Below are 14,749 nucleotides of genomic sequence, written 5' to 3' on the forward strand. Positions count from 1 at the left end.
GCGTGCGTGCCGCCGCCTTCTATCGGCCCCTTCCAACTGGAGCAGCTATGCGAGTCGTCGTTCTGGGCAGCGGTGTGGTGGGCGTGGCAAGCGCGTATTACCTCGCACGCGCAGGTCATGAAGTCACGGTAATCGATCGGGAAGCGGGTCCGGCGCTCGAAACGAGCTTCGCGAACGCCGGCCAGATCTCGCCCGGCTACGCGGCGCCGTGGGCCGCGCCCGGCGTGCCGCTGAAGGCGGTCAAGTGGATGTTCGAGAAGCACGCGCCGCTCGCGATCCGCCTCGACGGCTCCCGCTTCCAGCTCCAGTGGATGTGGCAGATGCTGCGTAACTGCACGGCCGAGCGCTATGCGGTGAACAAGGGCCGCATGGTCCGGCTCGCCGAATACAGCCGCGACTGCCTGCAGGCGCTGCGCGCCGACACCGGCATCCAGTACGAAGGCCGCACCGGCGGCACGCTGCAGCTGTTCCGCACGCAGCAGCAGCTCGACGGCGCCGCGAAGGACATCGCGGTGCTGAAGGAAGCGAACGTGCCGTACGAACTGCTGATGCCGGCCGATCTCGCGCGTGCCGAGCCGGCGCTCGCGGCGACGGCGCACAAGCTGACGGGCGGCCTGCGCCTGCCCGGCGACGAAACCGGCGACTGCCAGCTGTTCACGACGCGCCTCGCTGCGCTCGCCGCCGAGCTCGGCGTCAAGTTCCGCTACGGCACGCCGATCGACGGCCTCCTGATGACCGGCGACCGAATCGCGGGCGTCCAGTGCGGCAGCGAAACCGTGCGCGCCGATACGTACGTGGTCGCGCTCGGCTCGTACTCGACGCGCTTCATCGCGAACCTGATGCAAATTCCGGTGTATCCGCTGAAGGGGTACTCGATCACCGCGCCGATCGTCGACGCGGCCGCCGCGCCGGTGTCGACCGTGCTCGACGAAACGTACAAGATCGCGATCACTCGCTTCGACGACCGGATCCGCGTCGGCGGAATGGCCGAGATCGTCGGCTTCAACAAGGAACTGCGCCAGGCGCGCCGCGAAACGCTCGAGATGTGCGTGAACGATCTGTTCCCGGGCGGCGGCGACACGTCGAAGGCGACGTTCTGGACCGGCCTGCGCCCGATGACGCCGGACGGCACGCCGATCGTCGGCCGCACGCCGGTGTCCAACCTGTTCCTGAACACCGGCCACGGCACGCTCGGCTGGACGATGTCGTGCGGCTCGGGCCAGTTGCTCGCCGACCTGATCTCGGGCAAGAAGCCGGCGATCCAGGCCGACGATCTGTCCGTGCATCGCTATCTGAAGGACGTGGCCGGCGCGCATCGCCCCGCGTACGCATAACCCGTCGCTCACTCGTCGGCATCGAAGCGAAGAACGACGCCTGATGAGGGCGCCGTTCTTCTTTGGCTGTGCAGTCGACGGCGGCCGCGATGTGAAAAGGGGGCGCTGCCGCGCCCCCTTTTTCATCGTGTGTCGTCACCGTGCTCGACGCGCGGTGCGCGTCACCCGTCAGCCCAGTTCGCTCACGAGCTCCGGCACGAGCGTGAACAGATCGCCAACGAGGCCGTAGTCGGCCACGCTGAAGATCGGCGCTTCCGGATCCTTGTTGATCGCGACGATCACCTTCGAATCCTTCATCCCGGCCAGATGCTGGATCGCACCCGAGATGCCGACCGCAATGTACAGCTGCGGCGCGACGATCTTGCCCGTCTGGCCGACCTGGTAGTCGTTCGGCACGAAGCCCGCATCGACTGCCGCACGCGATGCGCCCAGCGCCGCGCCAAGCTTGTCCGCCAGCGGCTCCAGCACCTTCGTGTAGTTTTCGCCGTTGCCCAGGCCACGGCCGCCCGACACGATGATCTTTGCGCTCGTCAGCTCCGGACGGTCCAGCTTCGTCACTTCGCGGCTCACGAACTGCGACACGCCGGCATCGGCCGCCGCGTCGATCTTCTCGACCGCTGCGCTGCCGCCTTCGGCCGCTACCGCGTCGAAGCCCGTCGAACGCACCGTGATCACCTTGATCGGGTCCGTCGATTGCACCGTCGCGATCGCGTTACCCGCATAGATCGGGCGCTCGAACGTGTCGGCCGCATCGACCGCCGTGATGTCCGAGATCTGCGCGACGTCGAGCTTCGCCGCGATACGCGGCGCGACGTTCTTGCCCGACGCCGTCGCCGGCGCCAGGATGTGCGTGTAATTCTTCGCCGAGTCTTGCACAAGCGTCAGCACCGTTGCTTCGACGTTTTCCGCGAGGCCATCGGCCAGCTGCGGCGCATCGGCCAGCAGCACCTTGCTCACGCCCGCGATCTTCGCCGCCGCATCCGCCGCGCCCTGCGCGTTGTGACCCGCGACCAGCACGTGAATGTCGCCGCCAACGAATTTGCCAACCTCAGCCGCCGCCGCCACCGTATTCAGCGTCGCCGCCTTGATCGACCCGTTGTCGTGTTCCGCAATTACCAGAATCGTCATTTTCTATCCGCTCCCTCACAGAACCTTGGCTTCGGTCTTCAGCTTCTCGACCAGCGTCTTCACGTCCGGCACCTTCACGCCCGCCGCGCGCTTCGGCGGCTCGGTCACCTTCAGCGTCTTCAGACGCGGCGCGACGTCCACGCCCAGGTCTTCCGGCTTCACAATTTCCAGCGGCTTCTTCTTCGCCTTCATGATGTTCGGCAACGTCACGTAGCGCGGCTCGTTCAGGCGCAGATCCGTCGTCACCACCGCCGGCAGCGTCAGCGACAGCGTTTCCGTCCCGCCGTCCACCTCACGCGCGACCGTTGCCTTACCGTCGGCGATCGTCACCTTCGCGGCGAACGTCGCTTGCGGCAGGCCCGCCAAAGCAGCCAGCATCTGGCCGGTCTGGTTCGAATCGTCGTCGATCGCCTGCTTGCCAAGGAACACGAGTTGCGGCTGCTCCTTGTCCACCAGCGCCTTCAGGATCTTCGCGACCGCGAGCGGCTCGACGCCGTCGTTCGACTCGACCAGAATCGCGCGGTCCGCGCCGATCGCCAGCGCCGTGCGCAGCGTTTCCTGCGCCTGCGTCACGCCCACCGACACCGCGACCACTTCCGTCGCGACGCCCGCTTCCTTCAGACGCACCGCCTCTTCCACCGCGATTTCGTCGAACGGGTTCATCGACATCTTCACGTTCGCGATGTCGACACCCGTGTTGTCCGACTTCACGCGGACCTTCACGTTGTAGTCGACCACTCTTTTCACTGGCACCAGGATTTTCATGCACACGCTCCAAAGTAACGGAATACGACCAGCGGCCATTGTATAGCGAGGCCTTCATGTTGCACGGCCAAGCGGGCCCATCATCATGGCTATCGAGGATAGCGCAGTTTTGCAGCGCACCAGCAATAGCGAACGGTCGTTCTATTTTAAAAGGAAAAAAATGTCGACGCAAAGCCCGGGTTTTCGATCAGCCACTCTAGACACCGGGTGAAACCCTGACTCACCACGCGGCGATCACCGCCCCGCCGAACTTCTGCTCGATAAAGCGCTTGACTTCAGGCGAATGGTAGGCCGCGACGAGCTTCGCGACCCACGGCTTGTTCTTGTCCGCTTCGCGGATCGCGAGGATGTTCGCGTACGGGCCGTTCGGGCCCTCGATCGCGATTGCGTCGCTCTTCGGATTCAACCCCGCTTCCATCGCGTAGTTCGTGTTGATCGCGGCCGCGTCGACGTCGCCGAGCGAGCGCGGGATCTGCGCGGCGTCGAGCTCGACGATCTTCAGCTTGCGCGGATTGTCGACGATGTCGAGCGGCGTCGCCTTCAGCCCCGCGTCGGCGCGCAGTTTCAGCAGCCCCTGCTTCTGCAGCAGCAGCAACGCGCGGCCGCCATTGGTCGGATCGTTCGGAATCGCGACGCTCGCGCCCGGCTTCAGCGCCGCGAGCGACTTCACGCGCTTCGAGTAGATGCCCATCGGGAACGTGACCGTATCCGCGACCCGGATCAGCTTGTAGCCGCGGTCCTTCACCTGCGCTTCCAGATACGGTTCGTGCTGGTAGCTGTTCGCGTCGAGGTCGCCGGCCGCGAGCGCGGCGTTCGGCTGCACGTAGTCGGAGAATTCGACGATCTTGATGTCGAGGCCGCTCTTCGCCGCGACCTTCTTCACCTCTTCCATCACCTGCGCGTGCGGACCGCCCGTCACGCCGACCTTGATCGTCTCGGCACCCGCGTGCACGCTCGCGAACAGCGTGGCCGCACCGAGCGCCACCGCGAACTTCAGCATCCATCGTCGTTGCATCTTGCGTCTCCCCCTGTTGGTCGGTTTTCGTTCTGCTCGTTACTTGTGGCTCATCCGCCGCACGAGCCAGTCGCCGAGCGACTGCACGAGCTGCACGAACACGATCAGGATCGCAACCACCGCCCACATCACTTCCGGCAGGTAGCGCTGGTAGCCGTAGCGGATCCCGAGATCGCCGAGCCCGCCGCCGCCGATCGCGCCCGCCATCGCCGAATAGCCGACGAGCGACACGAACGTGATCGTCAGCCCCGCAACGATCCCCGGCAACGATTCGGGCAGCAGCACCTTGAATACGATCTGCGACGTCGTCGCGCCCATCGCCTGCGCGGCCTCGATCAGCCCGCGGTCGACTTCGCGCAGCGCCGTCTCGACGAGCCGCGCGATGAACGGCGCGGCCGCGATCGTCAGCGGCACGACGGCCGCCCCGGTGCCGATCGACGACCCGACGACGAGCCGTGTGAACGGAATCACCGCGACGAGCAGGATGATGAACGGCGTCGAGCGCACCGCGTTCACGACACCGCCGAGCGCGCGGTTCAGCGCAAGGTTTTGCAGCACGCCCTGGCGGTCGGTCAGATACAGCAGCACGCCGAGCGGCACGCCGGCGAGCGAGCCGACCACGCCGGAGATGCCGACCATGATCAGCGTCTCCCAGAACGACTGCACGAACATACCGAACATCTCACTCAACATGCGACAGCTCCTCGACGACGACGCCCTGCTCGCGCAGGAACGCGAGCGCCTCCCCGACCTTGCCCGGCTCGCCGCCCGCGAGCACCGCGAGCGAACCGAACGCCTGCCCCTGGATCTCGTCGATCTGGCCGTGCAGGATGTTGAAATCGAGTTCGTAGCGCCGGATCGTCTCCGACAGGATCGGCTGATCGACGCCCGAGCCCGTGAACGCGAGGCGCAGCAGATGCCCGCTGCCCGTCTTCAGCCGCTCGGCGACACGCGCCTTCATCGCGGGCGGCAGCTCCTGCGCGATCACGTCGCCGATCAGCGCGCGCGTCACTTCGTGGCGCGGCTGCAGAAACACGTCGATCACCTTGCCCTCTTCGACGACGCGCCCCGCATCGAGCACCGCGACGCGATCGCAGACCTGCTTGATCACCTCCATCTGGTGCGTGATCAGCACGATCGTCAGGCCGAGCTCGCGATTGATCCGCTTCAGCAGATCGAGGATCGCGCGGGTCGTCTCCGGATCGAGCGCGGACGTCGCTTCGTCCGACAACAACACCTTCGGCTGGCTCGCGAGCGCGCGCGCAATGCCGACGCGCTGCTTCTGGCCGCCGCTGATCTGCGCCGGATAGCGATCCTTCTGCGCGGACAACCCGACGAGGTCGAGCAGCGGCAGCACCGCCGCGTCGATATCCGCGCGGCTCGCGCCGGCGAGCTCGAGCGGCAGCGCGACGTTGTCGAACACCGTGCGCGACGACAGCAGGTTGAAGTGCTGGAAGATCATCCCGATCTCGCGGCGCGCGTCGCGCAGCGCGCTCGCGGGCAGCAACGTCAGGTCGCGCCCGCCGACGACGACGTTGCCTTCGGTCGGCCGCGTGAGCAGGTTGATCGTGCGCACGAGCGTGCTCTTGCCGGCGCCGCTGCGGCCGATGATGCCGAACACCTCGCCCTGCGGGATCGACAGATTGACGTTATGCAGCGCCTCGACCCAGCCGGTGGGCCCCGCGAAACGCTGCGACAGATTGCGTAGTTCGATCATGTCAACAAAAAAGCGAACGACGGACGTCCCCCGCGTGTCGGGTTTCGCCGGTCGACCGCCGGTGCATCCTGGATAGCCGGCGATTTTACCCCAATCGCCTAATTCCCCTTAATAATCGATTTCGATTTTTCCATAACCAGATGAAATTAGAGGATGCCGCCAGCGCCGGCCGGCGGGCGTCGCGTCTATGATCGGGGACGCCCGACGAACGACCGCCCTGCATGGGGCTCGAGCCACTCGAGCCACTCGAATCACTTGAGCCGCTTGAGCCGCTTGAGCCACTCGAATCGCTCGGGCCGACAAAGGAGACCCGCCCGATGACCACCTCTACCGCAGCCGCCCCGACCGCTTCGCGACCGCCTCGGATGGGCCGGCTGCGCAGCGCCGACGGGCTCGAGCTCGCGTCGTACCGCTGGCCGGCCGGCGACGGCGACGCGCCGCCGCGCGCGACCGTCGCGCTCGTGCACGGGCTCGCCGAGCATGCGGGCCGCTACGCGGCGCTCGCCGCGCGCCTGAACGCGGTGGGCATCGAGCTCGTGTCGATCGATCTGCGCGGGCACGGCCAGTCGCCCGGCAAGCGCGTGTGGGTCGGGCGCTTCGACGAATACCTCGACGATGCCGACGCGCTCGTCGCGGCCGCGGCGCGCGACGATGCGCCGCTCTTCCTGATGGGGCACAGCATGGGCGGCGCGATCGCGGCGCTCTACGCGATCGAACGCGCGCCACGGCGAGGCCGCGCATTCGCGGGCGTCGTGCTGTCGAGCCCGGCGCTGGCGCCAGGACGCGACGTGCCGCGCTGGATGCTCGCGTTGAGCCGCTTCATCAGCCGCGTGCTGCCGACGTTCCCGGCGATCAGGATCGATGCCGCGTTGCTGTCGCGCGATCCGGTCATCGTCGACGCGAACCGCACGGACCCACTCGTGCATCACGACGCGGTGCCGGCGCGAACCGGCGCGGAGATCCTCGACGCGATGGCGCGCATCGAGCGTGGCCGCGCGACGCTGCGCGTGCCGGTGCTCGTCTACCACGGCACCGAGGACAAGCTGACCGAGCCCGACGGCAGCCGCGCGTTCGGCGCGAACGTCGGCTCGCCGGACCGCACGCTGACGCTGTACGACGGCAACTTCCACGAGACGATGAACGACCTCGAGCGCGACCGCGTGATCGATGCGCTGATCGCGTGGCTCCTCGCGCACGCGCCGGCACGCTGAGCGCGCCGCCCGAGCGGCGCGCGGCGGTAGCGCGCGGCAGCGGCGCTCAAGCGGAAACGCTCAGACGCCGGCCAGCACGCGCAGATGCGCGACGACGCTGCGCCCGAGCGCGGACAGGTTGTAACCGCCCTCGAGACAGCTGACGATGCGCCCCTGCGCATGACGCCGCGCGACGTCGACGACCTGCGCGGTCAGCCATTCGTAGTCCGCTTCGACGAGCCCGAGGCCGCCGAGGTCGTCCTCGCGATGCGCGTCGAACCCCGCGGATACGAACAGCATCTGCGGCTTGAACGCATCGAGCCGCGACAGCCACAGCATGTCGACGATCTCGCGGATCGCCATCCCGTTGCTGCGCGCGGCGACCGGCACGTTGACCATGTTCGGCGCATGCGGCCCCGCGCCCGAGAACGGATAGAACGGATGCTGGAAGAAGCTGCACATCAGCACGCGCTCGTCGCCCGCGAACGCGGCTTCGGTGCCGTTGCCGTGATGGACGTCGAAATCGACGATCGCGACGCGTTCGAGCCCATGCACTTCGAGCGCATGCCGCGCGGCGACCGCGACGTTGTTGAAGAAGCAAAAGCCCATCGCGCGCGCCGGCTCCGCGTGATGGCCCGGCGGGCGCACGCCGCAGAACGCGTTGGCGTAGCGGCCTTCGATCACCGCGTCGGTCGCGGCGATCGCGGCGCCGGCCGCGCGCAGCGCCGCGCGCCACGTATGCGGGTTCATCGACGTGTCGCTGTCGATCTCCGCATAGCCTTCGTCGGGCGACTTGTCGCGGATGTAGTCGATGTGCGCGCGCGTATGGACGCGCGCGAGCGCGTCCTCGGTCGCGAGCGGCGGCTCGGTCTCGTGAGCGATCAGGCCGTCGATGCGGCTCGCGATCAACTGGTCCTGGATCGCCGACAGGCGGGCCGGACATTCCGGATGCCACTCGCCCATCTCGTGCAGCATGCAATCGGCGTGAGTAAAAAAGGCGGTTGCCATATCTATCGTCTGCGACGCTGGATGCGCCGCAGGTCTCCATCTGTCGTGTGTCTTGCGCGAATGCGCACTAACTTACCACATCGGCCGCGCGGTTCAGCCCGGCCGCGCGAATGCGTCAGTTATACTGCGCCGAACACACTCGCCCGCCCGTCTCGCCTGGAATGAATAACAACACGCCCGCCATTTCCGCCCTTCCGGTTTTCCGCACCCGCTTCCCGCTCGTCGGCGCTGCCGTCGTCGTCGCGCTGGCGGTCGCCGCGTGCGCGCAAGCACCGACGCACACCGCCGCACCCGCACCAGCACCCGCACCCGCACCGCAGCAGACGCAGACGCAGACGCAGACGCCAAAGCCGACCACGGGCCCGACGGTTTCGCCAGCCCAGTCGCAGCAGGCGACGGTGCCGGGCCAGCCGTTCGAGGAAGAGATCGTGCCGCAGCGCTACGCGAACAATCCGCAGGTCGACGCGTTCGTGAACGAGATGGCGAGCCGTCACGATTTCGATGCCACGCGCCTGCATGCGCTGTTCGCGCGCGCGAGCTACTCGGCGACGGCCGCGAAGCTCGTGATGCCCGCACCGTCGCCGAAGAAGATCAAGAGCTGGCGCGTGTACCGCTCGCGCTTCATCGAGCCGATCCGCATCAACGCCGGCGTAAAGTTCTGGCGTGAGAACCAGGCGACGCTGCAGCGCGCGTCGGCGGAATTCGGCGTGCCGCCGGAGGTGATCGTCGGCATCATCGGCGTCGAGACGATCTACGGCCGCTACATGGGCGACTTCCGCGTGTTCGATGCGCTGACGACGCTCACGTTCGACTACCCGGACACGCCGAACCGCGACACCCGCGAGCAAACGTTCCGCAAGAATCTCGAGGATTTCCTCGTCTGGACGCGCGACAACCAGCTCGATCCGACGAGCGTGCTCGGCTCGTACACCGGCGCGATCGGCATTCCGCAGTTCCTGCCGAGCAGCATCCGCGACTACGCGGTCGACTACGAAGGCAACGGCCACATCGACCTGCGCACGAGCCGCGCCGACGCGATCGGCAGCGTCGCGAACTACCTGAAGCAGCACGGCTGGGAAACGGGCCGGCCGGTCGTCTGGCACATCGCCGGCGACCCGGGCAGCCAGGGCGTCGCGCAAGCGGCCGCCGACGGCGAGCCGGAGCCGCGCCGCACGCTGTCGCAACTGCTGCGCGCGGGCATGGCGCTCGACGAACCGTCGGTCGACATCGCATCGGAGACGAACACGCCGGTCACGGTGGTCGACCTGCCGACGCCGGGGCGCGCGACCGAATACCTGCTCGGCCTCAAGAATTTCTACGTGCTGACGCGCTACAACCACAGCTTCTTCTACGCGCTCGCCGTCTACCAGCTCGGCGAGAGCGTGAAGGCGCAACTGGAAGCGTCGGGCGAACTGCCGCCGTCGAGCGCGAACGCCGCGCAGCCGCAGTAAGCTTCGCCATGCCAAGCAAAAAGCGCCGCATTCGCGGCGCTTTTGTTCATTTCGCGTGTCGGTCGAACAACGTTACGCGGGGAACACGCCGGTCGACAGATAACGGTCGCCGCGATCGCAGACGATGAACACGATCGTCGCGTTTTCGACCTGGCGCGCGATGCGCAGCGCGACTTCACACGCGCCGCCCGATGAAATCCCGCAGAAAATGCCCTCGACGGCCGCGAGATTGCGAGCGGACGCCTCGGCCGCGGCCTGGCTCACGTTCTCGACGCGATCGATGCGGCTGCGGTCGAAGATCTTCGGCAGATACGCTTCGGGCCACTTGCGGATGCCGGGAATGCGCGAGCCGTCCTCCGGCTGCGCGCCGACGATCTCGATCGTCGGCTTGCGTTCCTTCAGAAACTGCGACACGCCCATGATCGTGCCCGTCGTGCCCATCGCCGACACGAAGTGCGTGATGCTGCCTTCGGTGTCGCGCCAGATCTCCGGGCCCGTCGCTTCGTAGTGCGCGAGCGGATTGTCAGGGTTCCCGAACTGATCGAGAATCACGCCCTTGCCTTCGCGCTGCATCTCTTCCGCGAGATCGCGCGCGAGCTCCATGCCGCCCTTCACCGGCGTCAGGATGATCTCGGCACCGTACGCGGCCATGCTCTGGCGCCGCTCGACCGACAGGTCCTCCGGCATGATCAGCACCATCTTGTAGCCGCGAACGGCCGCGGCCATCGCGAGCGCGATCCCGGTGTTGCCGCTCGTCGCCTCGATCAGCGTGTCGCCCGGCTTGATGCGGCCGCGCGCTTCCGCCTTGCGGATCATCGACAGCGCCGGACGGTCCTTCACGGAGCCCGCCGGATTGTTGCCCTCCAGCTTCGCGAGCACGACGTTGTTGCGCGCGCGGATTTCGTCGTCAGGCAGACGAACCAGTTGCACGAGCGGCGTATTGCCGATCGTGTCTTCGATAGTTTTGTAAGCCATGAAAGTACCGTGAATGCGAAGCGGATGAACCGGTCGATTGTAAACCAGCACCGGCTCGCGCGCCGGCTACCCCCATCGCCGCGATGGGAACTCGACGAGCCCGCACGCAAAAAGCCCGCGGCAAAGCGCGGGAAACCGTCTCGAATCGACGGCTGAAGGAGCCTCTCGTGACGGCGGCGGCCCGGCGCGCTATTTCTTCGCGGTGCGCGCGTCCGCGGCCTTCGTCGCGGCGGCGGGCGCAATCGGCTTCGCGGCCGCGCCGACGTCAGTCGCACGTACGCCGGACGCACCTACACCGGACGCGCCTACGCCGGCCGCCTCGCCTACGCCGGCCGCGCCGACCGTCAAGCCTTCTCGCCGCAGCCGCTCGACCGAATTGCCGCCGATCCCCTTCACGCGCGACGCCAGATCGTCCACGCTCTTGAACGGGCCGTGCGCATTGCGCTCGTCGAGGATCGCCCTGGCCTTCGCCGGCCCGATGCCGTTGATGCCGACGAGCGCATCCTCGCTCGCGGTATTCGCGTCGACGGCGGCCCACGTCGATGCAACCGCGCACAGCATCGCCGCCGCGGCCATCCATTGCTTGATCATGTTCCGGATCTCCATGTTAGAACGGCCGGCGACCGCCGACCGTGAGACCCAGTCTAAAGACGCGCTCGCGCGGGTTACAGCTGGCCGAACAGCCAACGCACGTAGCGGTCGACGCCTTCCTGCACGGTGAGGAACGGCGCGTCGTAGCCGGCCGCGCGCAGCTTCGTCTGGTCCGCCTGCGTGAAGCACTGGTACTTGCCGCGCAGCGCGTCCGGGAACGGCACGTATTCGATCAGCCCCTGCTCGACCTGCTGCGCGAGCGTCAGCGGCGCCGCGCCGTCGAGCGCGCGCAGCGTGTTGACGACCGTCGTCGCGATATCGTTGAACGGCTGGGCGCGGCCGGTGCCGAGATTGAAGATCCCCGACTTCTCCGGATGATCGAAGAAGAACAGGTTCACCTTCACGACATCCTCGACCGACACGAAATCGCGCGTCTGCTCGCCCGGGCCGTAGCCGTTGTACTCGCCGAACAGCTTGACCTTCCCTTGCTCGCGGAACTGGTTGAAGTTGTGGAACGCGACCGACGCCATCCGCGCCTTGTGCGTCTCGCGCGGGCCGTACACGTTGAAGTAGCGGAAGCCCGCGATCTGGCTCTTCGCGCCCGGCAGCACGCGGCGGATCACCTGGTCGAACAGGAACTTCGAGTAGCCGTACACGTTCAGCGGCGCCTCGAGGTCGCGCTCCTCGACGAAACGCGTCGAACCGCCGTAGATCGCCGCCGACGACGCGTAAAGGAACTGCGCGCCCTGCGCGAGACACGCATCGAGCACCGCGCGGCTGTAGCGGAAGTTATTGTCCATCATGTAGCGGCCATCGGTTTCCATCGTGTCCGAGCACGCGCCTTCGTGGAACACCGCGCGAATCTTGCCGAAGTCGCCGCGCGCGAAGCGCTCGACGAAGTCGGTCTTGTCGAGATAGTCGTCGATCTCGCAATCGACGAGGTTCTTGAACTTGTCGGCGCGCGTCAGGTTGTCGACCGCGATGATGCGCGTTTCGCCGCGCTCGTTGAGCGCCTTCACGAGATTCGCGCCGATGAAACCGGCCGCGCCGGTGACGATGATGGTCATGATCGCCCTACCTGAAAAAAGAATCGGTGCAGCGCGCGGCGCGACGCTCGTGCCGCGCGCATGCGTTCAATGAAACAGTTCGTCGTACTCGACGGTCGCCGTGCCGAGCTTGCCGACAACGATCCCCGCCGCTCGGTTCGCGAGCACGACTGCATCGACAAGCGGCACGCCCGCGCCGAGCATCGTCGCGACCGTCGCGATCACCGTGTCGCCGGCGCCGGACACGTCGAACACCTCGCGCGCGAGCGCCGGCGCGTGCAGCTCGCCCGCGCCGGTGAAGAGCGTCATCCCCTCCTCCGAGCGCGTGAGCAGCAGCGCGTCGATCTCGAGCGACGCGCGCAGTTGCGCGACGCGCGCGCGCAGATCGTCCTCCGACTTCCAGTGCCCGACGACCTCGCGCAGCTCCGCGCGGTTCGGCGTGATCAGCGACGCGCCGCGATACCGCTCCCAGTCGTCGCCCTTCGGATCGACGAGCACCGGCTTGCCCGCCGCGCGCGCGTTGGAGATCATCGTCGTCACGTGCGTCAGGCCGCCCTTCGCGTAATCGGACATCAGGATCACGTCGTGCCCGGGCAGCAGCGCGTCGAAGCGCGCGAGCCCCGCGAGCAGCACCTCGTGCGTCGGCGTCGCCTCGAAGTCGACGCGCAGCAGTTGCTGCTGGCGCGCGAGCACGCGCAGCTTGATCGTCGTCGGCAGCGCGGCGTCGCGCTCGAGATACGGCGTCACGCCGCTCTCGCCGAGCAGCTCGACGATCCGCTCGCCGGGCTCGTCGCAGCCGACCACGCACAGCAACCCCGCTTGAGCGCCGAGCGTCACCGCATTGCGCGCGACGTTCGCGGCGCCGCCCAACCGCTCCTCCTGCCGCTGCACGTGCACGACCGGCACCGGCGCTTCCGGCGAGATGCGATCGACGTTGCCGAACCAGTAGCGGTCGAGCATCACGTCGCCGACGACGAGCACGCGCGAGCGCGCGATCTGTTCGCGCGGCACCGCCCCGACCTGGCGCGGCCCGCTCATCGCTCGCTCACTCACGGGGGAGGGACTGGGGATCGACATAGGGGCGTCCGATTGCGAAATAGTCGATGCCGAGCTCGGCCATCGCGTCCGGCTCGTACAGGTTGCGGCCGTCGAAGATCACCGGCGCCTTCAGCTCCGCCTTCAGGCGGCCGAAGTCGGGGCTCTTGAACTCCTTCCATTCGGTGACGATCACGAGCGCGTCGGCACCGATCACCGCCGCGTCCTGCGAGTCGACGAAAGACAGGCGCGCGAGCGCGTCGGCATCCGCGCCGAGATCAAGCGCGAACACGCGCTTCGCCTCGTCGATCGCGACCGGATCGTACGCACGCACGCGCGCGCCGCGCTCGAGTAGCGCGGCGATCAGGCGCCGGCTCGGCGCCTCGCGCATGTCGTCGGTGTTCGGCTTGAACGCGAGGCCCCAGACCGCGAACTCGCGGCCGGCGAGATCGCCGCCGAAGCGGTGCGCGATCTTGCCGATCAGCACGTCCTTCTGCGCGTGGTTCGCCTCCTCGACCGCCTCGAGAATGCGCAGCGGCTGACCGTTCTCGCTGGCGGTGCGGATCAGCGCCTGCACGTCCTTCGGAAAGCACGAGCCGCCGTAGCCGACGCCCGCGTACAGGAAGTGATAGCCGATCCGCGGATCGGAGCCGATCCCGCGCCGCACCGCCTCGATGTCGGCGCCGACCTTGTCCGCGAGATTCGACATCTCGTTCATGAACGAGATGCGCGTCGCGAGCATCGCGTTCGCCGCGTACTTCGCGAATTCGGCGGACCGCACGTCCATGTAGATCGTGCGCTCGTGGTTGCGGTTGAACGGCGCATACAGCTTCTTCATCTTCTCGCGCGCGAGTTCGCCGGTCGCGTCGTCGTCGACGCCGATGATGATCCGGTCCGGTCGCATGAAGTCGTCGACGGCCGCGCCTTCCTTCAGGAACTCCGGATTCGACACAACCGAGAAGCGGTGCTCGGCGCTGCCCGCGAGCCCGCGCGCGGCGAGCGCCTCGTCGACGACGCCGCGCACGCGCTGCGCGGTGCCGACGGGCACCGTCGACTTGTCGACGATCACCTTGAAGCCGGCCATGTGGCGGCCGATGCTGCGCGCCGCCTCGAGCACGTACTGCAGATCGGCGGAGCCGTCCTCGTCCGGCGGCGTGCCGACCGCGATGAACTGGATCTCGCCGTGCGCGACGCTCGCCTCGACGTCGGTCGAGAACCGGAGCCGGTTCGCCGCGCGGTTGCGCGCGATGATCTCCTTCAGGCCCGGCTCGTGGATCGGCATCCCGCCATTGTTCAGGATGTCGATCTTGCGCGGATCGACGTCGAGACAGAAGACGTCATGCCCGATTTCGGCGAGACACGCGCCGGTGACGAGACCGACGTAACCCGTGCCGATGATGGTGATTTTCATATGTGTTCCGGTACTTCTTCCCGGTGATTGAATGACTGGGCCGCCGGGCCGAACCCGGCGGCGGTCGCTGCGAACGCGCGCCG

At 67.4% G+C, this 14,749-nt stretch carries 14 protein-coding genes; 3 read left to right on the plus strand and 11 right to left on the minus strand.

Features of this window, described 5'->3' with window-relative positions; translation table 11 throughout:
• Nucleotides 1-47 precede the first annotated feature (47 nt).
• Nucleotides 48-1,334: a D-amino acid dehydrogenase gene (locus tag HZI36_RS10580; protein ID WP_179402598.1), complete on the plus strand. Its 1,287-nt coding sequence runs from the start codon at nucleotides 48-50 to the stop codon at nucleotides 1,332-1,334.
• A 168-nt stretch (nucleotides 1,335-1,502) separates the two neighbouring features.
• On the opposite strand, the gene HZI36_RS10585 is transcribed toward HZI36_RS10580, so the two are convergent.
• The 5 genes from HZI36_RS10585 to HZI36_RS10605 form a co-directional block, all read right to left on the minus strand.
• On the minus strand, nucleotides 1,503-2,462 hold the full coding sequence (locus HZI36_RS10585; protein WP_179402599.1) for an electron transfer flavoprotein subunit alpha/FixB family protein: 960 nt from the start codon (nucleotides 2,460-2,462) through the stop codon (nucleotides 1,503-1,505).
• Between the two features lie 15 nt (nucleotides 2,463-2,477).
• Nucleotides 2,478-3,227, minus strand: coding sequence for an electron transfer flavoprotein subunit beta/FixA family protein (locus HZI36_RS10590; RefSeq protein WP_179402600.1), 750 nt, complete (start codon nucleotides 3,225-3,227; stop codon nucleotides 2,478-2,480).
• 220 nt (nucleotides 3,228-3,447) lie between these two features.
• Complete coding sequence (locus HZI36_RS10595; RefSeq protein WP_179402601.1) at nucleotides 3,448-4,242, minus strand: MetQ/NlpA family ABC transporter substrate-binding protein; 795 nt, start codon at nucleotides 4,240-4,242, stop codon at nucleotides 3,448-3,450.
• Nucleotides 4,243-4,281: 39 nt separating this feature from the next.
• Nucleotides 4,282-4,935 carry a methionine ABC transporter permease gene (locus tag HZI36_RS10600; protein ID WP_179402602.1) on the minus strand — a complete coding sequence of 218 codons (654 nt, stop codon included), beginning with the start codon at nucleotides 4,933-4,935 and terminating at the stop codon, nucleotides 4,282-4,284.
• Nucleotides 4,925-5,959: a methionine ABC transporter ATP-binding protein gene (locus HZI36_RS10605; RefSeq protein WP_179402603.1), complete on the minus strand. Its 1,035-nt coding sequence runs from the start codon at nucleotides 5,957-5,959 to the stop codon at nucleotides 4,925-4,927. Before HZI36_RS10605 ends, HZI36_RS10600 begins: the two co-directional genes overlap by 11 nt.
• Before the next feature lie 317 nt (nucleotides 5,960-6,276).
• Here HZI36_RS10605 and HZI36_RS10610 point away from each other — a divergent pair, with 317 nt between their 5' ends.
• Complete coding sequence (locus HZI36_RS10610; protein WP_179402604.1) at nucleotides 6,277-7,170, plus strand: alpha/beta hydrolase; 894 nt, start codon at nucleotides 6,277-6,279, stop codon at nucleotides 7,168-7,170.
• Nucleotides 7,171-7,230: 60 nt separating this feature from the next.
• On the opposite strand, the gene HZI36_RS10615 is transcribed toward HZI36_RS10610, so the two are convergent.
• Nucleotides 7,231-8,157: a histone deacetylase family protein gene (locus HZI36_RS10615; protein WP_179402605.1), complete on the minus strand. Its 927-nt coding sequence runs from the start codon at nucleotides 8,155-8,157 to the stop codon at nucleotides 7,231-7,233.
• Nucleotides 8,158-8,318: 161 nt separating this feature from the next.
• On the opposite strand from HZI36_RS10615, the gene mltB reads away from it, so the two are divergent.
• Entirely contained in the window at nucleotides 8,319-9,608 is a 1,290-nt protein-coding gene (gene mltB, locus HZI36_RS10620; protein WP_179402606.1) for a lytic murein transglycosylase B, read from the plus strand.
• A 72-nt stretch (nucleotides 9,609-9,680) separates the two neighbouring features.
• On the opposite strand, the gene cysM is transcribed toward mltB, so the two are convergent.
• The 5 genes from cysM to HZI36_RS10645 form a co-directional block, all read right to left on the minus strand.
• Nucleotides 9,681-10,583: a cysteine synthase CysM gene (gene cysM, locus HZI36_RS10625; protein WP_179402607.1), complete on the minus strand. Its 903-nt coding sequence runs from the start codon at nucleotides 10,581-10,583 to the stop codon at nucleotides 9,681-9,683.
• 189 nt (nucleotides 10,584-10,772) lie between these two features.
• Nucleotides 10,773-11,174, minus strand: coding sequence for a ComEA family DNA-binding protein (locus HZI36_RS10630; RefSeq protein WP_179402608.1), 402 nt, complete (start codon nucleotides 11,172-11,174; stop codon nucleotides 10,773-10,775).
• A 74-nt stretch (nucleotides 11,175-11,248) separates the two neighbouring features.
• Complete coding sequence (gene rfaD / locus HZI36_RS10635) at nucleotides 11,249-12,241, minus strand: ADP-glyceromanno-heptose 6-epimerase (RefSeq protein WP_179402609.1); 993 nt, start codon at nucleotides 12,239-12,241, stop codon at nucleotides 11,249-11,251.
• Between the two features lie 66 nt (nucleotides 12,242-12,307).
• Nucleotides 12,308-13,297 carry a D-glycero-beta-D-manno-heptose-7-phosphate kinase gene (gene rfaE1 / locus HZI36_RS10640; RefSeq protein WP_425485218.1) on the minus strand — a complete coding sequence of 330 codons (990 nt, stop codon included), beginning with the start codon at nucleotides 13,295-13,297 and terminating at the stop codon, nucleotides 12,308-12,310.
• On the minus strand, nucleotides 13,266-14,666 hold the full coding sequence (locus tag HZI36_RS10645) for a UDP-glucose dehydrogenase family protein (RefSeq protein ID WP_179402611.1): 1,401 nt from the start codon (nucleotides 14,664-14,666) through the stop codon (nucleotides 13,266-13,268). Before HZI36_RS10645 ends, rfaE1 begins: the two co-directional genes overlap by 32 nt.
• Between the last annotated feature and the right edge of the window lie 83 nt (nucleotides 14,667-14,749).

Source organism: Burkholderia guangdongensis (assembly GCF_013403875.1).
GTDB lineage: Bacteria > Pseudomonadota > Gammaproteobacteria > Burkholderiales > Burkholderiaceae > Burkholderia > Burkholderia guangdongensis.